Origin of the sequence: Thioclava dalianensis (genome assembly GCF_000715505.1) — a bacterium.
Classification (GTDB): domain Bacteria; phylum Pseudomonadota; class Alphaproteobacteria; order Rhodobacterales; family Rhodobacteraceae; genus Thioclava; species Thioclava dalianensis.
In genome coordinates, this window is sequence record NZ_JHEH01000004.1 from 43,523 (window position 1) to 67,280 (window position 23,758).

The 23,758-nt window shown below is 64.5% G+C and carries 22 protein-coding genes; 16 read left to right on the plus strand and 6 right to left on the minus strand.

The genetic code is table 11. The annotated features are described in order from the left end of the window. Positions 1-4: 4 nt before the first annotated feature. A complete protein-coding gene (locus DL1_RS04470) occupies positions 5-922 on the minus strand; it encodes an alpha/beta hydrolase (protein WP_038063112.1) in 918 nt (305 codons plus the stop codon). Between the two features lie 207 nt (positions 923-1,129). Between DL1_RS04470 and DL1_RS04475 the strand changes: the two genes are divergently transcribed. From DL1_RS04475 to rarD, 7 genes are all read left to right on the plus strand, one after another. Next, on the plus strand, positions 1,130-2,305 hold the full coding sequence (locus tag DL1_RS04475) for an aminotransferase class V-fold PLP-dependent enzyme (protein ID WP_038063114.1): 1,176 nt from the start codon (positions 1,130-1,132) through the stop codon (positions 2,303-2,305). Between the two features lie 92 nt (positions 2,306-2,397). Then, a complete protein-coding gene (folE2, locus tag DL1_RS04480) occupies positions 2,398-3,492 on the plus strand; it encodes a GTP cyclohydrolase FolE2 (RefSeq protein ID WP_038063117.1) in 1,095 nt (364 codons plus the stop codon). A 145-nt stretch (positions 3,493-3,637) separates the two neighbouring features. After that, entirely contained in the window at positions 3,638-3,898 is a 261-nt protein-coding gene (locus DL1_RS04485; RefSeq protein ID WP_038063120.1) for a hypothetical protein, read from the plus strand. Between the two features lie 206 nt (positions 3,899-4,104). After that, positions 4,105-4,710, plus strand: coding sequence for a superoxide dismutase (locus DL1_RS04490; protein WP_038063123.1), 606 nt, complete (start codon positions 4,105-4,107; stop codon positions 4,708-4,710). Positions 4,711-4,910: 200 nt separating this feature from the next. Beyond that, positions 4,911-5,129, plus strand: a complete 219-nt coding sequence (locus DL1_RS04495; protein WP_038063126.1) for a hypothetical protein — start codon at positions 4,911-4,913, stop codon at positions 5,127-5,129. Then, a complete protein-coding gene (locus DL1_RS04500) occupies positions 5,129-5,584 on the plus strand; it encodes a host attachment family protein (protein WP_038063128.1) in 456 nt (151 codons plus the stop codon). The genes DL1_RS04495 and DL1_RS04500 overlap by 1 nt, the downstream gene beginning before the upstream one ends. A gap of 136 nt (positions 5,585-5,720) precedes the next feature. After that, a complete protein-coding gene (rarD, locus tag DL1_RS04505) occupies positions 5,721-6,659 on the plus strand; it encodes an EamA family transporter RarD (protein WP_038063131.1) in 939 nt (312 codons plus the stop codon). Positions 6,660-6,663: 4 nt separating this feature from the next. Here the strand turns inward: rarD and DL1_RS04510 are convergent, their stop codons facing one another. After that, a complete protein-coding gene (locus tag DL1_RS04510; RefSeq protein ID WP_038063133.1) occupies positions 6,664-7,218 on the minus strand; it encodes an LOG family protein in 555 nt (184 codons plus the stop codon). Positions 7,219-7,262: 44 nt separating this feature from the next. Here DL1_RS04510 and DL1_RS20740 point away from each other — a divergent pair, with 44 nt between their 5' ends. The 3 genes from DL1_RS20740 (at position 7,263) to DL1_RS04525 (ending at position 11,119) form a co-directional block, all read left to right on the plus strand. Next, positions 7,263-8,678, plus strand: coding sequence for a LysM peptidoglycan-binding domain-containing protein (locus DL1_RS20740; protein WP_051693310.1), 1,416 nt, complete (start codon positions 7,263-7,265; stop codon positions 8,676-8,678). 115 nt (positions 8,679-8,793) lie between these two features. Next, the gene (locus tag DL1_RS04520) at positions 8,794-10,647 is read left to right on the plus strand and encodes an ABCB family ABC transporter ATP-binding protein/permease (protein ID WP_038063136.1); all 1,854 of its coding nucleotides are present in this window, start codon (positions 8,794-8,796) and stop codon (positions 10,645-10,647) included. Further along, positions 10,631-11,119: a GNAT family N-acetyltransferase gene (locus tag DL1_RS04525; protein WP_038063139.1), complete on the plus strand. Its 489-nt coding sequence runs from the start codon at positions 10,631-10,633 to the stop codon at positions 11,117-11,119. Before DL1_RS04520 ends, DL1_RS04525 begins: the two co-directional genes overlap by 17 nt. On the opposite strand, the gene DL1_RS04530 is transcribed toward DL1_RS04525, so the two are convergent. Further along, the gene (locus tag DL1_RS04530; protein WP_038063142.1) at positions 11,110-14,631 is read right to left on the minus strand and encodes an efflux RND transporter permease subunit; all 3,522 of its coding nucleotides are present in this window, start codon (positions 14,629-14,631) and stop codon (positions 11,110-11,112) included. The two genes, DL1_RS04525 and DL1_RS04530, sit on opposite strands and share 10 nt — an antisense overlap. Then, positions 14,628-15,800, minus strand: a complete 1,173-nt coding sequence (locus DL1_RS04535) for an efflux RND transporter periplasmic adaptor subunit (protein ID WP_074854863.1) — start codon at positions 15,798-15,800, stop codon at positions 14,628-14,630. The genes DL1_RS04530 and DL1_RS04535 overlap by 4 nt, the downstream gene beginning before the upstream one ends. A 194-nt stretch (positions 15,801-15,994) precedes the next feature. Here DL1_RS04535 and DL1_RS04540 point away from each other — a divergent pair, with 194 nt between their 5' ends. The 3 genes from DL1_RS04540 (at position 15,995) to der (ending at position 19,630) form a co-directional block, all read left to right on the plus strand. Further along, the gene (locus tag DL1_RS04540; RefSeq protein WP_038063145.1) at positions 15,995-16,675 is read left to right on the plus strand and encodes a hypothetical protein; all 681 of its coding nucleotides are present in this window, start codon (positions 15,995-15,997) and stop codon (positions 16,673-16,675) included. 68 nt (positions 16,676-16,743) lie between these two features. After that, on the plus strand, positions 16,744-18,066 hold the full coding sequence (locus tag DL1_RS04545; protein WP_245739579.1) for an outer membrane protein assembly factor BamB family protein: 1,323 nt from the start codon (positions 16,744-16,746) through the stop codon (positions 18,064-18,066). A 49-nt stretch (positions 18,067-18,115) separates the two neighbouring features. Continuing rightward, entirely contained in the window at positions 18,116-19,630 is a 1,515-nt protein-coding gene (der, locus tag DL1_RS04550; protein ID WP_051693311.1) for a ribosome biogenesis GTPase Der, read from the plus strand. Between the two features lie 140 nt (positions 19,631-19,770). Here the strand turns inward: der and DL1_RS04555 are convergent, their stop codons facing one another. After that, positions 19,771-19,983 carry a hypothetical protein gene (locus DL1_RS04555; RefSeq protein ID WP_038063148.1) on the minus strand — a complete coding sequence of 71 codons (213 nt, stop codon included), beginning with the start codon at positions 19,981-19,983 and terminating at the stop codon, positions 19,771-19,773. An 81-nt stretch (positions 19,984-20,064) separates the two neighbouring features. Continuing rightward, a complete protein-coding gene (gene serS / locus DL1_RS04560; RefSeq protein ID WP_038063151.1) occupies positions 20,065-21,354 on the minus strand; it encodes a serine--tRNA ligase in 1,290 nt (429 codons plus the stop codon). Positions 21,355-21,495: 141 nt separating this feature from the next. On the opposite strand from serS, the gene DL1_RS04565 reads away from it, so the two are divergent. The 3 genes from DL1_RS04565 to DL1_RS04575 all read left to right on the plus strand — a co-directional run bounded on the left by DL1_RS04565 (position 21,496) and on the right by DL1_RS04575 (position 23,758). After that, complete coding sequence (locus DL1_RS04565; protein ID WP_038063153.1) at positions 21,496-22,737, plus strand: glycerate kinase type-2 family protein; 1,242 nt, start codon at positions 21,496-21,498, stop codon at positions 22,735-22,737. 326 nt (positions 22,738-23,063) lie between these two features. Further along, a complete protein-coding gene (locus DL1_RS04570; protein WP_038063155.1) occupies positions 23,064-23,462 on the plus strand; it encodes a response regulator transcription factor in 399 nt (132 codons plus the stop codon). Next, a complete protein-coding gene (locus DL1_RS04575) occupies positions 23,462-23,758 on the plus strand; it encodes a hypothetical protein (protein WP_038063595.1) in 297 nt (98 codons plus the stop codon). The genes DL1_RS04570 and DL1_RS04575 overlap by 1 nt, the downstream gene beginning before the upstream one ends.

Here is a 23,758-nt window from a genome sequence, read left to right on the forward strand (position 1 = left end):
CCCCTCAATCTGCGCTGCGCTGTCCCAAAGGCAAGGGGGGCCGGGCGCGCAGCGGGCGTGCGAATAGGCGCGACCAGCGTGGAGCCTGCGCCTCGGGCAGCGCTTGGGCGAGGAAGGGCAGGGGCAGGCGGCCCGGCGTCACCAGTGCGGCGCGGTAAAGATCGAACAGGCCCTCGCGCAGATAGCACGAGAAATGACAGACCCGCTTTTGCGCAGGCGCCACGGGGTAGCCGATTTCGTGGAGAGCCTGCATCACCTCGGGCGCATCGATCTGCAGATCGACCCAGTTGCGCAAGGGGCGCGTCAGCCCGTTGCCGACGCTGCGCTCATGGCCGTGCGCGACGCCCCATTCCATCAGCAGATCGAAGATGTCGTTCTCGCGCGTGGTGATGTTGAGCACTTCGCAGGCACGCCCTGCGGGGCTGGCCATCGCCTCTTCGGCGCGGCTCTGGAACTCCGCCGCCGCCAGCAGCACCATGCGCGAAACCCGGCCCGCATGCAGATGGCGCAGCGCGCGCAGCGCCACGCGGCATCCCATCGAATGGGCGATCAGCGCGACGGGACGATCCGCCTGTGCAGAGAGCCGGGCGACAAGACGGGCAAGGCGCTGCGCCGCGATCTCGGCCTCGTCATAGATCCGCGTCAGGCGCCCGGTGGATTCCCAGCCAAACCCCACGGCAATGCCACTATCGGGGGCGGTGGAGTCCATCCCCAGAGCGCGCGGCCAGCTCACTGCGGTATGCAGGTCATAGCTCGGTTCCAGCGCGAAGATATGCTCATGCGGATTGCGCCGCGGATCGGACGGCGAGAAGCCATAGCCGTGGATCATGACGACGATGGGCGCGCCTTCGGGGAGTTGGGCGGCCCGCGCCAAAAGCGCCTCCGGGATCGGCTCTCGGGCATTGATGTTGTGCATCGTCATCTGTCTGGTCCGATATCTGCGGGATCTCAGATTTCAAACGCCGGGTCGTCTCGGGAGGTTCCGGCCCGCGCCGTGCATGCATGCTCACCTCCTTGTGCGCCACGCGGCAAAGCCACTCCGCGCGCACGTCCGCGTTGCAGAGTTGACCCGAGGCAGGCTTGACGGTATCGGAACTGCGCGGCACTCAACAGCTGCAGGAGAGACATCATGACCGATCGCAAATTCCGCACCAAACTTGTCCATGACGGCATTCGCCGCAGCCAATATGGTGAGATGGCAGAGGCGATGTTTCTCACCCAAGGCTTCGTCTACCCGACTGCCGAGGATGCCGAGGCGCGGTTTCTCGATCAGGGCGATGACGAGTTCATCTATGCGCGTTACGGCAATCCGACCACGCGGATGTTCGAAGACCGGATGGCGGCGATCGAGGGCACCGAGGACGGGTTTGCCTGTGCAAGCGGGATGGCTGCGATCAACGGCGCGCTGAGCTGCCTCGTCAAATCGGGCGATCATATCGTGGCGGCGCGGCAGATGTTCGGCTCGTGTCTGCATGTGCTCAAGGTCTTGGAGGGCTTTGGCGTCGAGGTGACGCTGATCGACGGGACCAAGCTTGACGAATGGCGCGCGGCGATGCGGCCCAATACCAAGATCTGCTTCTTCGAGAGCGTCTCGAATCCCGGTCTTGAAGTGATCGATATCGCCGGTGTCGCCGAGATCGCCCATGCGGGCGGCGCGGTCGTCGTGGTGGATAATGTTTTCGCCTCTCCCGTCTTTTCGCGCGCGGTCGAGCTGGGGGCCGATGTGATCGTCTATTCCGCGACCAAGCATATCGATGGCGGCGGGCGCGTGCTGGGCGGGATCGTTTTGGGCAGCCGCGACTATGTGCGCGGTCCGCTTGAGACCTATGTGAAACATACCGGCGGCGCGATGAGCCCGTTTCACGCATGGCTCTTGCTGTCGGGGCTGCAGACGCTGGACCTGCGGGTACGCGCGCAGGCCGACAACGCCGCGCGGGTGGCGGGTGCGGTCGCAGGGCATGCCGCGCTCGCACGCACGATCTATCCCGGCCTCGAAAGCCATCCGCAACATGCGTTGGCGATGGCGCAGATGGGGTCGGGCGGCACGATGGTCGCGCTTGATCTGGCAGGCGGCAAGGAGGCGGCCTTCCGTTTCCTCAACGCGCTTGAGATCGTGCTCTTGTCGAACAATCTGGGCGATGCCAAATCGATTGCGACCCATCCCGCGACCACAACCCATAAGAACCTCTCCGAGGAGGAGCGGGCGCTGATCAACATCACGCCGGGCCTCGTGCGGGTCTCGATGGGTATCGAGGATGGCGCGGATCTGTTGGCAGATATCGAGCAGGCGCTTTCTGCCGTTTAGGCTGAACCGTTCGATCGATACGTGCGTAATCTCTTGGACATTGTCTGTGAGCCCCCCATATCTGGGGAACGGGCGAGACCGGAGGACAGGATATGAACGTGCACGGCCAGATCGACACTCCAGATGAGCAAGACGCCCGCGCAGCGCTCGATACGCTGCGCGCTTGGGCCGCGCAGGCCGATCCGGTGGAGGTCGCGCGCCTTGACCCGGCGATTGCACGTCTTCTGCCCGGACATGAAGTGGCGAATTATCCCGATCTGAGCCGCAGCTTCGATCCTGATTTCAAAGTGGATGCCGCCTACAAGGCCTCGCTGCCCGATCTTCAGAACGGCCCGTCGTCGTTGATCGTGGGCGCCAAGACCCGGATCGAGCATGTCGGGATCTCCAATTTCCGCCTGCCGATCCGTTTGCGCACCCGCGACGGGGGGGATCTGACGCTGGAGGCGTCGGTTACCGGCACGGTCAGTCTTGAGGCGGAGAAAAAGGGCATCAATATGAGCCGCGTGATGCGCTCCTTTTACAGCCATGCGGAGGAGCGTTTCTCCTTCGAGGTGATGGAAGCGGCGCTTGACGACTACAAGGACGATCTCGACAGCTTCGATGCGCGGCTGATGATGCGCTTTTCCTTCCCCGTGAAGCGTCCGTCGCTGCGCTCGGGTCTGTCGGGCTGGCAATATTACGACATCGCGCTTGAGCTGAGCGAGGTGGCGGGCCAGCGCTGCAAGATTGTACATCTCGATTACGTCTATTCCTCGACATGCCCCTGTTCGCTGGAGCTGTCAGAGCATGCGCGCGCCACGCGCGGGCAACTCGCCACGCCGCATTCGCAGCGCTCGGTCGCGCGGATTTCTACGGTGATCGAGCCGGGCGAGGTCCTGTGGTTCGAGGACCTGATCGATCTGGCGCGCGCCGCCGTTCCGACCGAGACGCAAGTGATGGTCAAGCGCGAGGATGAGCAGGCCTTCGCTGAGCTGAATGCCGCCAATCCGATCTTTGTCGAGGATGCGGTGCGGGTCTTTGCCCAAGGGCTTCTGGCCGAGGCGCGCGTGGGCGATTTTCGCATTGTCGCGAGCCATCAGGAAAGCCTGCACAGCCATGATGCGGTTGCCGTGCTGACCGAGGGCGACACCTTCGCGCAGGCAAGTCTGGACCCCAAGCTGTTCAGCACATTGATACATCAGGGCTGAGCGCTTGCGGGCGCAGGTCTGAGCACCCGCGCGCTTGGGCAATATGGCGCCCATGCGCAAAAAATATCGGGCGTTTTGCGACTCCTGAGATCACGAATCGGTTATACTCTGTGAGGTATCGTCAACACCTTCAGGGGGACTGCCGATGATCTTGCCTGCCACTGCGGCTTTTGCGTCGCACCACTCGCTACCCGTCACTTCGACCCGATCCGCGCGCGCTCAAGCGCGCTCGGAGCGCCTGCGCGATGTGCTTGGCCCGGACCCGCGCGCCACGCTGACCTGCCTGATCGATCTGGGTCTCAGCGATGCCGAGATCGCGCGCTACTTCCGGCTCTCTAAGGACCGCGTCCGGCGGCTGACCGCCGGGCTGCGTCACACGCTGCGCGAAGGCTACGCTGTCATTTGAAACCCGTCTTCGACGCGATGCGCGCCCGCGGCCTTGGGATCACCCCCTTGGCCGCGGGCTTGCGATGGCATAGCGTCCGCCGCGTCGGTACCGACCGGTCGATCTCGCGATGATCTCGAGATCGGTCGCAATCCGCTTGACCTTGGAACCCAGCGCCCTTCCTTCTTGTTGGACACTGGAACCACAGCGAAACCTGAGAGGATACTATGGCTTTCGAACTTCCCGATCTTCCTTACGCCCATGACGCACTTGCCGATCTGGGTATGTCGAAGGAAACCCTCGAGTATCACCACGACATCCACCACAACGCCTATGTCACCAATGGCAACAAGGCGATTGAGGGCACCGAGTGGGCTGGCAAGACTGTCGATGAGATCGTGAAGGGCACCTACAACCCCGACGCGGTCGCGCAAAGCGGCATCTTCAACAACGCGTCGCAGCACTGGAACCACAGCCAGTTCTGGCAAATGATGGGCCCGGGCGGCAACGCCATGCCCGGCGAGCTGGAAAAGGCGCTGACTGAGTCCTTCGGCTCCGTCGACAAGTTCAAAGAAGAGTTCACCGCAGCCGGTGGCGCGCAGTTCGGCTCGGGTTGGGCTTGGCTGGTGAAAGACACTGACGGCTCGCTCAAGGTCACCAAGACCGAGAACGGCGTGAACCCGCTTTGCTTCAATCAGACCGCGCTTTTGGGCTGCGATGTGTGGGAGCATTCCTACTACATCGACTTCCGCAACAAGCGTCCCGCTTACCTGTCGAACTTCCTCGAGAAGCTGGTGAACTGGGAAAACGTGGCGCTGCGCCTCTCGGCGTAACACGCAGGGTCGCGCAGCCCTTTGCGCGATCCCAGAATTTTCGGGGCGTCCCTCTTGGGGCGCCCTTTTTCATGCGCGGCCCCTCGGGCGCGGCGACTGGCGCGGGACCGCTCATGTCACGACGTCATCTGTCCAATCAGGAACCGTCCCGGCATGGCGCGGGTTTTGTTTTCAGCGACACATCGAAAATGGAGGACATGATGGCAGAGCGTATCCAGTCCCAAGACGGCCGCAGCGAGACCCGCGAAATCCTTGGCGACACGCCCGCGACACCGACATCCCAAGGCAGTGCCGGGGGTGAATTGCAGCGCAAGGTCGGCACCCGGGATGAGAAGAAACGGGTAGATGAGACCTCTGCAGGCAAGACGCGCCCGCTGGGTCAGGACCAAGATGGCAGCGGCGACAAGGAGAAGATGTGATGACCGAGCTGAAATCTGGCACTTGGGTCGTGATCGCCGATGGTGAAAAGGCCCTGTTTTTGGAAAACACGATGGATGCGGAGGATCCCTATCTTGTGGTGCGCCGCATCGATGAGCAGGAAAACCCCGCCGATCACGCACAGGGCACCGACCGTCCGGGTCGTATGGCTGATAACGGGATGGGGCAGCGCTCGGCGCTGGACGATACCGATTGGCATCAATTGGCGAAGATGCGCTTTGCCGATGATCTGGCCGATACCTTGTTCAAGCTGGTCCATAAGGGGCGCATCGAACGGCTGGTAATCGCGGCCGCGCCGCGCATTCTTGGCGAAGTGCGCCAAAAGCTGCATAGCGAGGTTTCAAATATCGTTGTGGGCGAGATCGACAAAACGCTGACCAACCACCCGATTGACGAGATCGAAAAAATTGTGGCCGGGCATCTCAAGGCCGCCTGAGCCGAAACGGGCCTTGAGCGCCCTAAGGGGTCGTGCGCATTTCGCAAAATTCGCGATGCGCGCGACCTCTTTCGTTTCGCGGTTTCCTTTTCCGGGGTGATGCGACAGTTTGCGCAGACAAACGACGGGGGCGAGAATGTCAGACGTAGCCAAGGGTTTTTGGGCGGTGATCGCAGCCTGCCTCATCTGGGGACTGTCGAGCATCTATTACAAATTTCTTGATGCGGTTCCGCCCATCGAGGTGCTGGCGCATCGAACCTTATGGTCGATGGTGTTCTTTGGCATCATCCTGGCGTTGAAAGGACGGCTGGGGGAGGTGCGCGCGGCTCTTTCGGCTCGATCCGGACGCGGCGCGTTGCTGATTTTCGCAGCAGCCCTTGCGATTTCGCTTAACTGGTTCATCTTCATCTGGTCGGTGCAGTCGGGCTTTGCCGTGCAGGCAAGCCTTGGCTATTACATATTGCCGATCGTGAGCGTCGTGCTGGGGCGGTTGGTCTTTGGCGAGGCGCTGCGCCCGGTGCAATGGGCCGCCGTGCTGCTTGCGGCACTTGCGGTGGGCGTGCTCACGCTGGGGCTTGGCGTGGCCCCTTGGATCTCGCTTGTTCTGGCCTTCAGCTTTGGCGCTTATGGGGTGATCAAACGCGGTGTGACGGCGGGGCCGATGGTGTCGGTCTTCACCGAGGTGCTGATGCTCTCACCGATCGCACTGACGGTTCTTTTGGGCTTTCATTTCGGCTGGTGGGGCACGTCTCCGGCGGTGGGCGTGTTTGGGACGGATTGGCAGATGACCGCGCTTCTGGTCTTCTCGGGCGTGTTGACCGGCATGCCGCTCTTGCTGTTTTCCTATGCCGCCCAACGGGTGCGCTTGGCCACACTCGGGCAGGTGCAATATCTCAACCCGACCGTGCAGCTTGTCGTCGCGGCATTTCTGTTCAAGGAACCCGTCACGATCTGGCATGTGATCGCGCTGGGGCTGATCTGGTGCGCATTGGCGCTTTACTCCAGCGTCTCGCTGCGCCAGCACCGCGCGGAGCCGCGCCCGCCTGCGGCGCTGGGCGGCAATAGCCCGGGCTAGGCGCTTAGGCGAGGGCGGCCACCAGCCCGGTCTCCAAATCCTCGACCGTATCCACGGCGATGACCATGTCGCGCAGGCTGGGATCGGCGAAGCCCTCGGCGATCACGTGATCAAGCAGCGCCAGAAGTGGCTGCCAATAGCCGTCGGTATTGAGCACGAAGATCGGTTTTTCATGCAGGCCGATCTGGCGCCATGTGAGCACTTCGAACAGCTCATCGAGGCTGCCCGCGCCGCCCGGCAGCACGACGACCGCATGGGCATTCATGAACATCACCTTCTTGCGCTCATGCATCGTCTCGGTGACGACAAAGGTCGACAGGTCGCGCTTGCCAACCTCGCGCGGGAAAAGATGCTCGGGGATGACGCCAAAGATGCGCCCACCGGCCTGTTGCGCGGTGCGCGCGACCTCGCCCATGAGACCGACATCGCCCGCACCGTAGACAAGCTGCCAACCGCGCGCGGCGATCATCTCGCCGGTGGAGCGCGCCGCCGCGACATAGCTGTCCCGCGCCCCCGAACGTGAGCCGCAATAGACACAGACTGATCGTAAATTGCTCATTGCGACTCCAATGCGTGAAAAAAGGCTTTCCTTGAGCGGTGATAATGGGGTTGCTAAGCTCGCTCAAGCTGCATGGCCGCGAGAAGCCGTGCGCGGTGTTGAAAGGGATGGGGATGTCAGAGGGTTCGGTACAAGAGCAAAAGGCCAAGGCTGCGGCGTGGTCTGGCGGGATGTGGGGAGGTGTTTCGGCGCTGGGTCTGGTCGTTCTGGCCCTGATGGGCTGGGCCTATTGGTACGAGCGCGGCACGCCGGATCTCTCCGCCTCTGGCGCGGGCCCTATGCAGAGCCCGGGCGCTGCCAGCCCGGAGCGTGCCGCCGAGACCGGGGCGACAGGGACCACGCAGAGCGCAGCCGTCTCGACAGCTCCGCAGACGGGCGCTGATCCGACCGCCGAGGCGAGCCAGTCTGCGGCGTCAGCCACGCCCTCGACCCCCTCTGACACCGCAACTGCCGCCGCCCCGCAATCCGATGCGGGCAGCGGGGGCGACGCGCGCGCCAGTGACGCCACCGCGCAGGTGCAGTTCGACGCGCTGCGCGCCACGCCTGACGGCTCGATCACGCTGGCAGGTCGGGTTGCACCCGGCGCGTCCGTCGAGATCCTTGTCAACGGGCAGCCCGTGGCCAAGGCGCAGGCGGATGGGTCGGGCTCTTTTGCCTCGCTCTTCGATCTGCCGCCCAGCACCGCGCCGCGTGCCCTCTCGTTGCGGGTGACCGGCACGGACGGCGTGGCGCGCGAAAGCGCCGAGAGCGTCGTGCTGAGACCCGCCCAAAGCGCGCAGGGCACGACAGAGATCGCCAGTGCCGCGCCTGCGGCGGATGGCACCGCGCCCGTGGCCGACAGCGCTGCAGCTCAGGGTGCCGCCGCAGATCCCGTACAGGGCCAGACACCCGCGCCGATTGTGACGGATGCGTCGGGCGCGCGGCTGCTGGCACCCTCCAGCGATCAGCTCGTGATCGACACGATTGCCTTTGGGCGGGGGCAGGGCGCGTCGGCCCAAGGGCGCGGCGCGCCTGCGGGCACCACGCTGAGCGCCTATCTCGACGACAAGCTGGTGGGGCAGACGACGGCGGGCCAGTCCGGGCGCTGGGTGCTTGATCTGCCGGGGCTGACACCGGGCGGGCATTCCCTGCGCATCGATGCCACTGCGCCTGACGGGGCGGATGCGGGCAAGGTCGTGGCGCGTGCCGAGACCAGTTTCGACCAGCCGAGTTCTATCGTGGTGGCCAAGGAGGGGGCGCAGGGCTCCGCCAGCGGATCGACCGGGGCTGCTCCCGGCGCTGCGAGCGACGGTGTCAAAGTGGTGCAGATCGTGCGCGGCAACACGCTTTGGGCCATCGCGCGCGAGGTCTATGGCGACGGTGTTCTCTATGTGCGCGTGTTTGACGCCAATCGGGACCAGATCCGCAATCCCGATCTGATCTATCCCGGGCAGGTGTTCAATATTCCCGCTGCGCAATAGGCCCGAGGCGCGTCGGACCGTTTCAGGGGTGGAAGACCGCTGCGGCTCTGGTTAGTTTGCGCCGGTCCCGCGGAGCCGCCGGGATCCGCACCGCCAAGCAAAGGACCAGACGCGCATGCCTCCCTCCGAGACGACTGCAAGCCGCAAGCTGAGCGCGGAGGAGCGCCGCCGGGGCTGGCGCACGATCCGCGCGGTTCTGCCCTACCTCTGGGCCAAGGACGCGCCTTGGGTGAAGCGCCGCGTGGTGTTTGCGATGATGGCGCTTGTCGTGGCCAAGGTGATCTCGGTCTCGACGCCCTTCGTCTATCGGGCGGCGGTAAATGCGCTTTCGGGCGAAGGGGTCGATCCGGCTTGGGCTTTGGGTGTGGGGGCCGTCGGCATCACGGTGGCCTATGGGGTCGCCCGCCTGATGACGGTGGCGTTTGGCGAGTTGCGCGATGCGCTGTTTGTGCGTGTGGCCCAACGCGCGCTGCGTCATCTGGCGCTGCAAACCTTCACCCATATGCACCAGCTCAGCCTGCGCTATCACATCACCCGCAAGACCGGCGGGCTGAGCCGCGTCATCGAGCGCGGGGTGAAGGGCGTCGAGTTCCTGCTGCGTTTCATGCTGTTCTCGGTCGGGCCGCTGATCCTTGAGCTGACCATGGTCGCAATCATCTTCGCGGTGGTGTTCGACTGGCGCTATGCGGCGGTCGTGGTGATCACAATCGCGGCCTATATCAAGTTCACTTTCGCTGTGACCGAACGGCGCGTGGCGATCCGGCGCGAGATGAACAAGGCCGACAGTGCGGCCAACCAGAAGGCAATCGACAGCCTGCTGAACTTCGAGACAGTGAAATATTTCGGTGCCGAGCAGCGCGAGGCCGCGCGCTACGACAAATCGATGCAGAGCTATGAGGAGATGGCGGTCAAGACCGGCCAGTCTCTGGCGCTGCTCAATGCCGGACAGACGCTCATCATCTCGGTCGGGCTGATCTGCGTTATGGTCATGGCCGCGATCGAGGTGCAGGCGGGCACGCTCACCGTGGGCGATTTCGTCATGGTGCAGGCCTATATGATCCAGATCACGATGCCGCTGGGCTTTCTGGGCACGGTCTATCGTGAGATCCGGCAGGCGCTTGTCGATATGGGCGAGATGTTCGATTTGTTACAGCAACCCGCCGAAATCACCGATAAACCGGGTGCGGATGTTCTGAATGTGCAAGGCGGGACGATTGCTTTTGATGATATTTCCTTTCATTACGATGCCACACGGCCCATCCTCAAAGGGGTCTCGCTGACGGTGCCTGCGGGACATACGGTGGCGCTTGTCGGGCCATCGGGATCGGGCAAGTCGACCATCGGGCGGCTGATGTTCCGCTTTTACGACGTCACCGGCGGGTCGATCCGGATCGACGGGCAGGATCTGCGCGATGTGACCCAAAAGAGCCTGCATGACGCGATTGGCGTGGTGCCGCAGGACACGGTGCTGTTCAACGACACGATCCGCTACAACATCGCATACGGGCGCGGCAATGCCACCGAAGACGAAATCATCGCCGCCGCCAAGGGCGCGAAGATCCACGATTTCATCATGGATCTGCCCGAGGGCTACGACACGGCGGTGGGCGAGCGCGGACTCAAGCTGTCGGGCGGTGAGAAGCAGCGGGTGGGCATTGCGCGCACGATGCTCAAGAACCCGCCGATCCTGCTGTTGGACGAGGCGACCTCGGCGCTCGATACCCAGACCGAGCGTGACATCCAGACCAGCCTGAAGGCGATTGCGCAGGGCCGCACCGTGATCACCATCGCGCACAGGCTTTCGACGATTGTCGATGCGGATCTGATCGTCGTGCTGGAGCAGGGCGAGGTGATCGAGCAGGGCCATCACGAGGATCTGCTGGCCCGGCGCGGGCGCTACGCGGCGATGTGGGCGCATCAATCGGCGGAAGAACAGCGCGCGGACGAAGAAGATGCAGGTGCGGCCTGAGGCGGATGCGCCGCGCAGGCTGGCGCCCGATGATCCGTCGCTGCCCGATGTTCTGGCGCTGATCCAGCAGAGCTTTGCCTTCATGGACGCGCGGATTGATCCGCCGAGCTCAATGCACAGGCTGCGCGTCGAAGACCTGTCGGCGTCCTGCGCGACAGGCGAGGTCTGGGTGATCGGCGCGCCCCGGCGCGCCTGCGTGGTGCTGACCCCCAAGCCAGATTGCCTCTATCTGGGCAAGCTTGCGGTGGCAGAGCAGGCGCGTGGGGCAGGGCTTGCGCGGCGATTGGTTGAGTGGGCGGCGCTGCGCGCCTGCGACCGGGGCTATGCGTGGCTTGAGTTGCAGGTGCGTGTCGAGTTGGTGGAAAACCTGCGCGCCTTTGCGGCGATGGGATTTGTTGAGACCGCGCGCACAGCACATCCCGGTTTTGATCGCCCCACCTCCGTGACAATGCGGCGCGCCTGTCAGCGCTGATCGGGGGGATCTGTCTCGTCGATCCAGATAATGTCGCGCCCGCTGATCTTGCGCATGGCGCGCGCCTGCGCAGCATCGCGCGCGGCCCGGCTTTCGCGCCCGCCACTGAGCGCCGAGAGCGCCTGCGCGCCGCGATAGGCGCCCGCGCCCAACCAGACCCGGAGCGCGAGCAAAGCCGGGGTCAGCACCAGCGTCAGCACCGTCGCCGTGCCGAGACCGAACACCACCGCCGTGGCCAGCTGTTTCCACCAGAGAGCGGTCGGGCTGTCGATGGAATAGCCGCCATTGAAGAAATCGAGCGAGAGCCCGAACATCATCGGCGTCAGCCCCGCCATCGTGGTGATCGTGGTGAGCAAAACCGGGCGCAGGCGCGCCTCGGCTGTGCGGATGATCGCCTCGATATGGGGCATGTAGCGCGAAAACTCCTGATAGGTGTCGATCAGAATGATGTTGTTGTTCACCACGATCCCGGCCAGCGCCACGATCCCGACGCCCGTCATGATGATCGAGAATTGCTGGCCCATGACCAGCATCCCCACCAGCACGCCTGCCGTCGACAGCACGACCGCGACCAGCACCAGAACGGCGTTGTAAAAGCTGTTGAACTGCGCGAGCAGGATCACAAACATCAGCGCGAGAGCCCCCGCGAAAGCCTTGATCAGAAAGTCCTGGCTTTCGGATTGATCGACCTGATCGCCCGACCATTCATAGCTGACGCCTGCGGGCAGCACGGCCTCGGTCTGGAGCCAATCCTCAATCGCCGCGATCCGCTCATTGCCGTTGATCGGCTGGCCCGCATCGTTGCTCAACCCCTCGGCGACGCCCGCCTTGATGTCGTAAAAGCGGGTCTGGTTGATCCGGTCGATCTGGCCGATCTTGGGCTCGGGCGTGCGGGTGATGAAATTGGCCAGCGGCACCAGCCCCTCCGAGGTGCGCAGCTTGAGCGTGTCGAGGGTCGAGAGCACCCGGTCAGCTTTCGGCAGCCGCACCCGGATCTCGATCTCCTCATCCGAGCTGGGCACCCGCATCGTGTCGAGCAAAAGCCCGCGCGTCACAAGCTGTACCATGCCGCCCACTGTGGCCACATCGGCACCAAACCGCCCCGCGCGCGTCACATCGACATCAATCACCCAATCGATGCCGGGCAGGGGGCGGGTGTCCTCGATATCGGTGATCCCGGTCATCTGCGCCATATGGGCCTCGACCTGCTCGACCGCCTGACCGAGCGGACCAAAATCATCGCCCTTCAGGCGCAACTGGATCGGCTTGCCCGAGGAGGGGCCGCGATCCTGCGCCAGATATTCGGCCTGAATGCCGGGGATCGTGGCGATCTGCGCCATGATCCGCTCCATCACCCGGTCGCCGCGCAGGGTCGGGTCGGATTTGCGCATCTCCCATGGCAGCATCTCGATCTGGATCTGCCCGATCGTGTCGCGCGGGGTGCTGGCGCCGCCGGTATTCTGGTTCAGCCCGCCTGCGCCCGCGAAGGAAAAAACCGCGCCCACGCCGGGCATGCCGATCACGTGCTCTTCGGCGGCGCGCAGCAGCGTATCTTTTTCCGACAGGCTCAGATTGCCGCGTGCTCGGATATAGACGATGGCCTGCTCGACCTCGGAATCGGTGAAGAATTGAGTGCCGGGATTGTGGCGTCCGAAATAGCCGAAGGTGAAAACCACCGCGGAGACGATCACGGCCACGGTGACCAGCGGCATCACCGGATTTCCGGCGATGAAAGCTGTGACATGGCCAAAGGGGCGACGGCGATAGCCCGCCTCAACGGGGCGGGGCTTGCGCGCGGGGCGCGCCGCGCTCAGCGTCACGGAGGCCGACATCGCGGCCAGAATGAACAGCCCCATGCCGGGGATGGAGGCCGCGAAATGCCCCGAGGCGGCATGTCCGCCCGTCAGGTAATCGGGGTTGAGCATCAGCATCGCGCCCAAATAGACGAGCGCCAGCGACAGTGCCGCAAGCGCCAGCCGCAGCCAGTAGGGCCAAGGGGTAATCACGCCCGCGATCCCCTCGAGCCTGCGCGAGATCCGCCCTGCCACACCGCCCATCACCGGCAGGTAGATCAGCGCCACAACCAGCGAGGCCGAGAGCACGAAGATGATGGTGATCGGCAGCATGCCCATGAACTCGCCGGGCACGCCGGGCCAGAACAGCATCGGCAGGAAGGCGCAAAGCGTCGTCGCTGTGGAGGAGACCACGGGCCAGAACATCCGCTTGGCGGCCTCGGTATAGGCGGCCATCGGGCCTGCGCCCTCGGAGATCCGTTTGTCGGCATATTCCACGATCACAATCGCGCTGTCGACGAGCATGCCCACAGCCAAAATCAGCCCGAACATCACGATATTCGAGATCGGCACGCCCATCAGTCCGAGAAAGACGAAGGTCAGCAGGAAGGAGGTGGGGATCGCGAACCCCACCAGCAGCGCCGAGCGCGTGCCCAGCGTCGCCAGCACCACGATCATCACCAGCGCAATCGCGGTCAGCACCGAGCCTTCCAGCTGGCTGACCATCGCGCCCACGGTTTTCGACTGATCGAGCGAGACGCTGACATCGACGGCACGTTGCAACGGCTCGGGCCAGCGCGCCTGAGCCTGTGCCACGCGGGCGCGCACCAGATCGACCGTGTCGATGATGTTGTAGCCTTTGCGCTTGACGATTTGCAGCGCGACGGTGGGCTTGCCGTTGAACCGTGCGGTGCCGGTGCGGTCCTCGAAAGTCAGGCGGATATCGGCCAGATCGCCCAGCGTCACGACCCGTTCGCCATTGGTCTTCACGGGCAGCGAGTAGACATCCTGCGCGGTCTCGAAAGTGGCGGGGGTCTTGACCGAGAACGCGCCGCCATCGGTCTCGACCGTGCCCGCCGCGATCAGCTGGTTGTTGGATTGCACCGTCGTGATCAGCTCGGGGGCGGTGACGTTATAGGCCTCCAGCCGGAGCGGATCGATGATCACCTCCAGCATCTCGTCGCGATTGCCCGCGATCTGCGCCTCAAGCACGGGTTCAAGCCCCTCGACCTCGTCTTGCAGCTCGCGCGCCAGCCTTTGCAGCGTGCGCTCGGGCGCGTCGCCGGAAAGGGCCACCACGACAACCGGGAATTCCGAGAAGTTGATCTCATCGACCGTGTATTTCTCGAACCCGTCGGGGAATTTGCCCTCAGCGGTGTTCATCGCATCGCGCACATCGGCGATTGTCTTGGTCTTGTCCCAGCCGAATTTGAACTCCAGCATCACCCCGGCGTAATTCTCTTGCGCGATGCCGGTCATCTTGTCGACGCCGTCGAGCCCCGACAGCTCGGTCTCCATCGGTTTGACCAGCAGCTTCTCGGCATCGGTGGCCGAGATGCCGGGGAAGGGGACCGAGATGAAGAGCATCGGGATTTCGATATCCGGCTCGCCCTCTTTGGGCAGGCCCACATAGGCGGCCAACCCTGCAAGGATTGAGATCGCGATGAAGGCGATTACCATCCGCGCATGCGCGGCGGCCCAATCGATGACACGGATCATTTTGCAGAGCCGGTGTCAGATGCGGGCGTCTCGGGGGCAGGTGTGCCGGGCGTGGGCGTGTCATTGGCCACATCGCCCGGCGCATGATCCACCACCGTGACGCTGATCCGCGATCCGTCGGTGACGTAATCCTGACCGACCACGATGACGGTGGCATCATCGGGAAGCCCGCTCAGCCAGATCCCCTCGGGCGTGTCGCGCAGAAACTCTGCGGGTGCAAAGCGCGCAATGCCATCGTCATCCAGCCTGACGCCAAGCTGGCCGCTATCGTCGAGCGTCATCGCCGAGGCGGGCAGGAAATGTGCTTTGGTGCCGTCGGCTGCGATGATCATCTCGACCGTCTGGCCCTCGCGGATCGCATGATCGGCATTGGGCACCTCGGCCTCGACCTTGAAGGTGCGGGTCGCGGGATCTGCGCTTTGCGCGACATAGGTGATGCGGCCCAGAACCTCGCGCCCGGTGGCCAGACGCGCGCCGACCTGCGCGCCGGTCTTGACGCGATCAATCTCGGTTTCGGGGATATAGCCCACGAGCCGGATCGGATTGAGCGCGATCACTGTGGCGCACAGCCCGCCTGCCGAAATAAGCGAACCCAGCTCTGCCGTGTCGCCCTCGAGAATGCCATCGAAGGGGGCGGTGATCTTGAGCCGTGCAAGCTCGGTCTCGGCGGCCTGCACGCCCGCCGTAGCGCTTTCCAGCGCGGATTGCGCAGAGGCGGTGGCGGTCTCGGAGCGGTAGCCGCCCGCCTGCAGCTTCTGGGCCGCGTTTGCATTGAGCCTCGCCTCAGCCAGCCGGGCCTGCGCCTCGATCAGGGCTGCGGGCCGGGTGCCGGGATCGAGCGTGCAGAGCACATCGCCCTGCGTGACCTTTTGACCTTTGCGCAGCGGTTCCGAGATCACCCGGGCGGTTGTTTCCGCGCGCAGCTCGACCCGGCGCGCACTTTCGGTCTGCCCGCGTGTGAGCACGCCCTGATCGACCGCGCGCGCCTTTGAAATCACCGCCTGAACCGGGACGGAGCCTTCGGGTGTTTTCGTCTGTGGGGCGGGGGCTTCGGCCGCGACCGGGGCGGCGCTGTCGCCCGCAAACCCCATCAGCCGGTCACGCTCGAAGACGAGAAGATAGAGGACCAGCAGGACCAGCAGCGCATTGAGGATCGGGAACAGACGCATGAGGCAGACTCCGGTAAACGGCTGGGTCGCGACATGCCCGAATGGGGATAGTGAACTCAGCAGTTCAATTTAGCGTGACCGGCGCGTGATCTCAACCCCCAAGACGCGACGCGCTGAGGTCTTGGCAGTCTTTGGTCAGCCGTGTAAGAGGGGCCGAGCCAGTGCGCTGGCGAGGCAAGCGAAGTGAGGCATGCGTGAGCGAGAGCGACAGTTTTATTGATGAAGTCACCGACGCCGTCCGGCAGGACAAGCTGTTTGCGGCCTTTCGCAAATGGTGGTGGGTCGGCGCCCTCATTATTCTCGCCATTGTTGGCGGCACCGCATGGAATGCCTGGCAAAAAGAGCAGGCCGCCGCCGAGGCGCGCGGCTTTGGCGATCAGGTGATGGCCGCAATGAACGGCGATGACACCGACGCGGCCCTTGCCAAGATCACGCCCGATGGGGCGGGGCGCGCAGCCGTGCTCAAGATCTTGCAAGGCGATCAGGCGGTCAGCGCCAAAAAGCCGCAAGAGGCTATGAAATTCTACCAAGAGGCGGCTGCAGAGCCGGGGCTTCCCGCCTCGATCACGCAGCTCGCCCAGCTCAAGGCGGTTCTGGCCGGGGGCGCCTCGATGGATCCCACGACCCGCACGCAGATTCTGGCAAGTCTGGCCCAGCCCGGCGCGCCCTATCGCCCGCTGGCGATGGAGCAGCAGGCGATTGACAAGCTGGCCAGCGGCGACAAGGCCGGGGCGATTGCCACGGCGACGCAAATCCTTCAGGACGCCGGGCTTACGCCGGGCTTGCAACAGCGCGCCACAGAGTTGATTGTGGCGCTGGGCGGCACGGTGCCGCATGTGCCGGGTGCGGTCTCGCAACCGGCGACGCAAGAGTAACGAGACGATCCAAGGCCGTGACCGCCGCAAGAGCCGGCGGACATGCGCTAAAGGCAGGGAGACTGGGCGTGAATCTGAGCAAGACGATCTTCGTGCTGGGCGTGGCAGTCACATTGGCGGGCTGTACCAAAGAGGTGATCTTGCAGGGCGAGCGCCTCTCGCCCCGCGACGCGATGCGCGCCGAGGAAGGGCTTCCGCCGCTCGCTGGCCCGGAAAACGTGTCCCAGCCGATCAAGCTGCCCGCGCAGGTCAGCAACGCGCAATGGCCGCAGCGCGGTGGCTCGTCCACCCATTCGCTGTTCAACGCGGCGCTGGGGGCAGGCACCACGCCGATCTGGTCGGCCAATATCGGCGCGGGCAATGCCAAGCGCTACCGGATCACCGCCGACCCGATCGTGGGTGCGGGACGGATCTACACGCTGGACAGCCGCGCCGGGGTGACGGCCACGGGCCTCAATGGCGCGCGGCTGTGGCAGACCGACATCACGCCTCCGGGCGATCATTCGGGCGATGCGTCGGGCGGCGGTGTCGCTTATGACAATGGCACCGTCTATGTCAGCTCGGATTTCGCGGAACTGGTTGCGATTGACGCGGCCACCGGCGCGATCAAATGGCGGCAATATTTCGACGCAGGTATCGGCGGCGCCCCAACGGTTGAAGGCGGCACGGTCTATGTCGTGGCGCGCGACAGCTCGGCTTGGGCCGTGCGGGCCTCGGATGGCAAAGTGCTCTGGCAGGTGCCGGGCGCACCCTCGAAATCGGGCATGACGGGCGTGTCCTCGCCCGCCGTGACCAAGAGCATGGTCGTGTTCCCGTTCCCGTCGGGCTTCATGTCGGGTGTGCTGCGTCAAAGCGGCATGCAGCTGTGGCAGTCCAAAGTGCCGGGCGCGCGTCCGGGCGTAGGCTATGCCTCTATCGTGGATCTGACCGGCGACCCCGTCATCGTGGGCGATACCGTCTATGCGGGTTCCTCTGCGGGCAAGCTGGCCGCGTTTGATCTCAATTCCGGTGAGCGGAAATGGACCGCGAGCGAAGGTGCCAACAGCCCCGTGCAAGTGGCGGGCGGGTCGATCTTCCTGACTTCGGATGACGGCAAGATCGTGCGGCTCGATGCGGCGACGGGCACCCAGATCTGGGCGCGCAATCTGCCCTATTACACCAAGGAAAAGCCCAAGAAGCAGCGCAATGTCGTGGCCAATTACGGTCCGGTTCTGGCAGGCGGCAAGCTTTACGTGGCCTCTTCGGATGGCGTGTTGCGGGTGTTCAGCCCGGTCGATGGGTCGCTGATCGGGCAGGCGCCGATCCCCGGCGGGGCCGCCTCGGCACCGGTGGTTGCGGGCCGCACGCTCTATGTTGTCGGCGGCGATGGGAAACTGCACGCTTTCAAGTGACGCCATTCGGGTGTAAGGGGGCCGCTCAATACTGCCCAAGGAGGGCATCATGAGCTTTACCCTGGCCATCGTCGGCCGCCCCAATGTCGGCAAATCGACCCTGTTCAACCGTCTGGTGGGCAAGCGTTTGGCGCTGGTCGACAACACGCCCGGCGTCACCCGCGATCTGCGCGAAGGCGATGCGCGCCTCGGCGATCTGCGCTTTATCGTTATCGACTCGGCGGGTCTTGAGCTGGCCGAGGATGACAGTCTGCAAGGCCGGATGCGGCGGCTGACCGAGCGCGCCGTCGAAGAGGCCGATATCTGCCTTTTCATGGTGGATGCGCGCGTGGGCGTGACGCCTGCGGATGAAATTTTCGCCGATATTCTGCGCAAGAAGAACGCCCATGTGATCCTTGCGGCCAACAAGGCCGAAGGCTTTGCGGGCGATGCGGGTGCTATGGAGGCGTGGAGCCTTGGCCTTGGCGAGCCGCTGCGGATCTCGGCCGAGCATGGCGAAGGGCTGGATGATCTTTATACCGCGCTGGTGCCGCTGGCCGATGCGTTTGCCGAGCAGCACGCCGCCAACACGCCCGAGACGGATATCGTGATCGACGATGAGCTGGAGGAGGGGGATATCCCCGCCTATCAGCCGCCCTCGGCGCAAAAACCGCTGCAACTGGCTGTGATCGGGCGCCCCAATGCGGGCAAGTCCACGCTGATCAACAAGATCATCCGCGAAGATCGACTGCTCACCGGCCCCGAGGCGGGAATCACCCGCGATGCGATCTCGGTGACGACCGAGTATATGGGCACGCCGATGCGTCTCTGGGACACGGCCGGGATGCGCAAGCGGGGCAAGATCAACGACAAGCTTGAGAAGCTCTCGGTGGCCGATGGTCTGCGCGCTGTGCGCTTTGCCGAGGTGGTTGTGGTGCTGCTCGACGTGAATATCCCGTTTGAGACGCAGGATTTGCGGATCGCCGATTTCGCCGAGACCGAGGGGCGCGCCGTGGTAGTGGCCGCCAATAAATGGGATCTCGAAGAGGATAAGCCCGAGAAGCTCAAAGAACTGCGCGAGGCCTTCGAGCGGCTGTTGCCGCAGTTGCGTGGGGCGCCGATGGTGACGGTGTCGGCCAAGACGGGCAAGGGGCTTGACCGGCTGCATGCGGCGATCCTCAAGGCCCATGAGGTCTGGAACCGCCGGATCACCACCGCCAAGCTGAACAACTGGCTGCGGGTGATGGTCGAGAGCCATCCGCCACCCGCACCGGGCGGTCGCCGGATCAAGCTGCGTTATATCACGCAGGCCAAGACCCGCCCGCCGGGCTTTGTCGTCAAGACGACCTATGCCGACAAGATCCCTGCAAGCTACGAGCGCTACCTGATCAACGGGCTGCGCGAGAGCTTCGATATGCCCGGCACGCCGATCCGGCTGTATATGCGCGATCAGGGCAACGAAAACCCCTATAAGGATCGCAAGAAGTCGATCCCGTCGCGCCTGAAAAAGCACGTGGATGCCAAGAAGAAGGCCGATCACAAGGAAACCGCGCGCAAGCGGCGCGAAGGCAAAAAGGGCGACTAGGCCCGCCGCCTTTTTGTCAGACGCATATCACAGAGCGCCCTTGCCGGAGACCGGCAGGGGCGTTTTCGTTTGGTGAGAGGCAATCGGCCTTGGCTTCGGACGCCGCGCGCGCTCCGGTCTTCACATCCTCAAGGCAGGGCTCAGATGAAGCCGAGGTGATCGAGCGCTTTGCGCGCGCTATCTCGCAGCCGCGTCTCGCTTGCAAACAGCATTTCGTTCAGCTCCGAAATTGTTTTCGACAGCGATCTGTCGCGGCGCATCGCTTCGATCTGAACCGGCAACTCATCCGAGTTGATGGAGAGAATGCGGTTCGGCAGAGACGCGCGCTCTGCGAGCATATCTTTTGGCGTCATAGGTTTGCCCTCCGGCGAATCAGTCGATGCGTCATATGTTAACAATCGGTTAACACCGAGTCCCTGTGGATAAGTGGGGCGTCAGACCAGCTTTCCATCGACGAGCCGCGTCTTGCCGCCCAGATAGGGGTGAAGCACCTTCGGGAGCGTGACCGATCCGTCCTCTTGCTGCCCGTTCTCCAGCACCGCGATCAGGCAGCGCCCCACCGCAAGGCCCGAGCCGTTGAGCGTGGCGATAAACTCGGGTTTGCCACCGGCCTCGGGCTTGTAGCGCCCGTTCATCCGCCGCGCCTGGAACGTGCCGCAGGTCGAGACCGAGGAAATCTCGCGATAGGTGTTCTGGCCGGGAAGCCAGACCTCGAGATCATAGGTCTTTTGCGCGCCAAAGCCGATATCGCCGGTGCACAGCACCAAACGGCGATAGGGCAGCTCCAGCGCCTCCAGCACTGCCTCGGCGCATTTGGTCATCCGCTCATGCTCGTCCAGCGCGGTCTCGGGGGTGCACAGGGTGACCATCTCGACCTTCTCGAACTGGTGCTGACGCAGCATCCCGGCGGTGTCCTTGCCAGCCGAGCCTGCCTCGGAGCGGAAGCAATTGGTATGCGCGCACATCCGGCGCGGCAGCTCGCTGCCCTCGAAAATCTCGCCGCCTGCGAAATTGGTCAGCGTGACCTCGGCGGTCGGGATCAGCCACCAGCCATTGGTGGTCTGATAGCTGTCCTCGGAGAATTTCGGCAATTGCCCGGTGCCCAGCATCGCCTCGTCGCGCACCAGAACCGGGGTGATCGTCTCGCTCAGCCCGTGTTGATCGACATGCAGATCAAGCATGAACTGCGCCAGCGCCCGGTGAACCCGTGCCACGCCATCCTTGAGCACGACAAAGCGCGCCCCCGAGAGCTTCGCGGCTATCTCGAAATCCATCGCCGCGCCGACGGCGGGCAGCGCGTAATGCTCTAGCGGATCGAAAGAGAAGTCGCGCGGCGTGCCCCAGCGGGACTGCTCCACATTGTCGTCCTCGTCTGCGCCATCGGGCACGTCATCGAGCGGCAGGTTCGGGATTCCCAGCAGCAAATCGCGCATCTGAGCGTCGAGTTCGCCCGCGCGGTCCTGCATCGCGGACACTTCTGCCTTTTTCTCGCCCACCAGCGCGCGCAGCCGTTCGAACTCGGCATCGTCGCCCTTGGCCTTGGCGGCGCCGACCTGTTTGGAGGCGGCGTTTTGCGCGGCCTGCGCGGTTTCAGCGGCGTGGATTGCGGCCCGGCGCTCGGCGTCCAGCTTCAAAAGCTCGGGGGAGACCGGCGAAAGCCCCCGGCGCGCAAGCTGGGCGTCGAAGTGTTCGGGGTTCTCGCGGATTGCGCGGATATCGTGCATCTCACTCTCCAAGTCTGTTTCGCCCAAGGCTTTAGCCTATGCCGCGTGCCCGGAAAACCCCCGTCTGACATGGGGTCTGACGTGGGCTTGCGCCTTCGCATCTGGCAGCGATACTGGGCGCGACACGGGAAGGGGGCCGCGATGAGCAAGCTAGATGCGCAGGTGCGCGATATTTTCAACGCAGGCGTTGCGGCGGCTGATCCCGCTCAGGGCGTGACGCGCGCGATGGGTTGGGTTCAGCAGGAAGGCCCGGGCCCGGGCGGGCGCTGGCATGTCGTGGCGCTTGGCAAGGCCGCCCTTGCGATGGCGCGCGCGGCGCTGGATGCGCTGCCCGATGAGACGCCTGCGCTGATCGTCACCAATCCCGAGAATGCCAGCGGGGCGCAGCTCCCCGCCGGGGCCAAGCTGATCGCGGGCGACCACCCGGTGCCCGGCGCGGGCAGTGAAGCGGCGGGGCACGCGATTCTCGATCATCTCGCGCAGCTCGGGCCGCAAGATCGCTTGCTGGCGCTGATCTCGGGCGGCGGCTCGGCCCTCGCAGTGGCGCCAGCAGAGGGGCTGAGTCTGTCGGACAAGGCAGAGGTCAGTCGCCTGCTTTTGGGCTGTGGCGCCGATATCGAGCAGATGAACCTGATCCGCCAATCGCTCTCACGGCTCAAGGGCGGGGGCTGGCTTGCGGCGAGTGCCGCGCCGGTCACGGGTCTGATCTTGTCGGATGTGCCGGGCGATGATCTGCGGGTGATCGCCTCTGGCCCCACGGTCGCGCCGATTGGCACGCGGGCGCAAGGGGCAGCACTCTGCCGGGAGCTGGGGATCTGGGATCAACTGCCCGCTCCGGTGCAAAGCTGTCTGGAGCGCGCCGATGAGACGCAGACTTTACCGCAAGCGCGCAACCGGCTGATCGGGGCGAACGGGATTTCTTGCGAGGCGATGATGAAGGCTGGCGCGCAGGCCGCACCTTTCGCGCTGTCGGGAGATGTGGCGGATCTTGCGCCGCGCATTGTCGCGTTGCTCAAGGAGATGCCCTCGGGCACCGTGTTGGGTTTTGGCGGTGAGACCACGGTCAAGCTGCGCGGCGATGGCGCGGGCGGGCGCAATCAGGAATTGGCGCTGCGCGTCGCATTTGGCGTCGAGCAGGCGGGGCTTGCGGGCGATTGGCGGTTTTTGTCGGGCGGCACCGATGGGCGCGACGGGCCCACCGATGCGGCGGGCGGGTTGGTCGGGCCTGAGAGCCTGCGCGCGATGCGTGCGGCTGGCACCGACCCTGAGGCGCTGCTGGAAAATAACGATTCCTACCGGGCCTTGCAGGCGGGCGGGGCGCTGCTGATCACCGGCGCGACAGGGACGAATGTGGCCGATCTGGCCGTGCTCGCAAAGGGCTGAGCGACGCGACCTGTGAGCGAAAGCGAGATCAGGAGTGGCTTTCCCCCTGCGCGGTCATCGCGGGCGAACGGCGCAGACGCACCACCACTTCGCGCAGGCCGCAGATCATGATGATGGCAAGGGCGAGCGTGTCGAAATTCAGCATGTCGTGGATCCTCCGGTCCTCAGCGCCACTCGGTTTTGCAACCGGCGCGGTTCAATCTTGCGTTGAAATGGGGCAAGAGAAAGGCAACCGCTGGACATTCGCGGGCCATTCCGTTGGCATGCGCAAAAAATTGACACAGCCGCGCTCGGGGCTGATAGTTGCGCCCGGGGAGTGAGTTACGATGACGCAGCGTAGGGTTTTGTTGATCGAAGATGAGCCGCATATCGCCGAGGCGATCCGCTTCATCCTGACGCGTGCGGGATGGGCGGTCTCGGTGCTGGATGACGGGGCGCAGGCCTTTGCGCGGATTGCGGGCGATCCCCCCGATGCGGTGATCCTCGATCTGATGCTGCCGGGGCGCTCGGGGCTTGAGATCCTGGCTGATCTTCGCGCCGATTCGCAGCTTCAGGCGCTGCCGGTCTTGATGCTGAGCGCGCGGGGGCAGGGGCGGGACCGCGAGGCCGCCGAGCGCGCGGGCGCCACGGCCTTCCTCGCCAAACCTTTCGCCAATGCCGATGTGCTTGAGCGGCTTGATGCAATCACGGGAGGTGGCACCACGGCGTGCCGCGCGCACGCCTGATGCCGCAACCGGGCAAGCCGCTGTTTCTTGCGCGCAGATCCTATCGCAGGCGCCGCCTGATGGATGCCGCGCGCCTGTTGCCGGTCCTTGGCGTCGTGCTGATCTTGCTGCCCGCTCTGTGGGTGCCCGCGCAGACGCCCGCCCCCGATACCGGGCGCGGCGGGATTTATCTCTTCGCCGTCTGGATCGCGCTGATTGTGGCCGCGTTCGCCATCGCGCGCGGGCTTGGTCCCGTTCTCGATGCCGAGGAGCTGCCCGAGCAGGGCGCGCGCGACCCGCTTGGGACGCCTGACTAG

Bases quoted from the DNA above. Each gene is read 5' to 3' on its own strand.
- DL1_RS04470 (WP_038063112.1), bottom strand. From the start codon at position 922: ATGACGATGCACAACATCAATGCCCGAGAGCCGATCCCGGAGGCGCTT.
- DL1_RS04475 (WP_038063114.1), top strand. From the start codon at position 1,130: ATGACCGATCGCAAATTCCGCACCAAACTTGTCCATGACGGCATTCGC.
- folE2 (WP_038063117.1), top strand. From the start codon at position 2,398: ATGAACGTGCACGGCCAGATCGACACTCCAGATGAGCAAGACGCCCGC.
- DL1_RS04485 (WP_038063120.1), top strand. From the start codon at position 3,638: ATGATCTTGCCTGCCACTGCGGCTTTTGCGTCGCACCACTCGCTACCC.
- DL1_RS04490 (WP_038063123.1), top strand. From the start codon at position 4,105: ATGGCTTTCGAACTTCCCGATCTTCCTTACGCCCATGACGCACTTGCC.
- DL1_RS04495 (WP_038063126.1), top strand. From the start codon at position 4,911: ATGGCAGAGCGTATCCAGTCCCAAGACGGCCGCAGCGAGACCCGCGAA.
- DL1_RS04500 (WP_038063128.1), top strand. From the start codon at position 5,129: ATGACCGAGCTGAAATCTGGCACTTGGGTCGTGATCGCCGATGGTGAA.
- rarD (WP_038063131.1), top strand. From the start codon at position 5,721: ATGTCAGACGTAGCCAAGGGTTTTTGGGCGGTGATCGCAGCCTGCCTC.
- DL1_RS04510 (WP_038063133.1), bottom strand. From the start codon at position 7,218: ATGAGCAATTTACGATCAGTCTGTGTCTATTGCGGCTCACGTTCGGGG.
- DL1_RS20740 (WP_051693310.1), top strand. From the start codon at position 7,263: ATGGGGTTGCTAAGCTCGCTCAAGCTGCATGGCCGCGAGAAGCCGTGC.
- DL1_RS04520 (WP_038063136.1), top strand. From the start codon at position 8,794: ATGCCTCCCTCCGAGACGACTGCAAGCCGCAAGCTGAGCGCGGAGGAG.
- DL1_RS04525 (WP_038063139.1), top strand. From the start codon at position 10,631: ATGCAGGTGCGGCCTGAGGCGGATGCGCCGCGCAGGCTGGCGCCCGAT.
- DL1_RS04530 (WP_038063142.1), bottom strand. From the start codon at position 14,631: ATGATCCGTGTCATCGATTGGGCCGCCGCGCATGCGCGGATGGTAATC.
- DL1_RS04535 (WP_074854863.1), bottom strand. From the start codon at position 15,800: ATGCGTCTGTTCCCGATCCTCAATGCGCTGCTGGTCCTGCTGGTCCTC.
- der (WP_051693311.1), top strand. From the start codon at position 18,116: ATGAGCTTTACCCTGGCCATCGTCGGCCGCCCCAATGTCGGCAAATCG.
- DL1_RS04555 (WP_038063148.1), bottom strand. From the start codon at position 19,983: ATGACGCCAAAAGATATGCTCGCAGAGCGCGCGTCTCTGCCGAACCGC.
- serS (WP_038063151.1), bottom strand. From the start codon at position 21,354: ATGCACGATATCCGCGCAATCCGCGAGAACCCCGAACACTTCGACGCC.
- DL1_RS04565 (WP_038063153.1), top strand. From the start codon at position 21,496: ATGAGCAAGCTAGATGCGCAGGTGCGCGATATTTTCAACGCAGGCGTT.
- DL1_RS04570 (WP_038063155.1), top strand. From the start codon at position 23,064: ATGACGCAGCGTAGGGTTTTGTTGATCGAAGATGAGCCGCATATCGCC.
- DL1_RS04575 (WP_038063595.1), top strand. From the start codon at position 23,462: ATGCCGCAACCGGGCAAGCCGCTGTTTCTTGCGCGCAGATCCTATCGC.